This is a genomic window from Burkholderia ubonensis (assembly GCF_902833085.1).
GTDB lineage: Bacteria > Pseudomonadota > Gammaproteobacteria > Burkholderiales > Burkholderiaceae > Burkholderia > Burkholderia ubonensis.
The window spans coordinates 1-422 of the sequence record NZ_CADFEB010000031.1 but is presented as its reverse complement, the minus strand read 5'-3'; the positions used below and the strand labels follow the sequence as shown (position 1 = coordinate 422).

At 67.1% G+C, this 422-nt stretch carries 1 protein-coding gene; it reads right to left on the bottom strand.

The window, feature by feature from the left end; genetic code table 11:
* Positions 1 to 422 (bottom strand): efflux RND transporter permease subunit (locus HWX31_RS34685; RefSeq protein WP_175934024.1); only part of this gene is annotated, 422 nt, incomplete at both ends.

The window sequence follows — 422 nt, the reverse complement described above, 5'->3', positions numbered from 1 at the left end:
CGCAGCCGCAGGCGCGCCGCTTCCAGCGCGGCCTCGATCGGCCCCATCTTCTCCGTTACCTGCAGCTCGCGCGCGAACTCGACGATCAGGATCGCGTTCTTCGCGGACAGGCCCACCGTGGTCAGCAGGCCGACCTGGAAGAACACGTCGTTCTCGAGGCCGCGCAGCGTCGCCGCGAGCAGCGCGCCGATCACGCCGAGCGGCACGACCATGATCACCGAGAACGGAATCGACCAGCTTTCATACAGCGCCGCGAGACACAGGAACACGACGAGGATCGAGATCGCATACAGGATCGGCGCCTGCGAGCCCGACTGGATTTCCTGGTACGACAGCCCCGTCCACGAGTAGCCGACGCCTTCCGGCAGCTTCTTCGCGAGCGCTTCCATCGCCGCCATCGCCTGGCCGGTCGACTTGCCCGG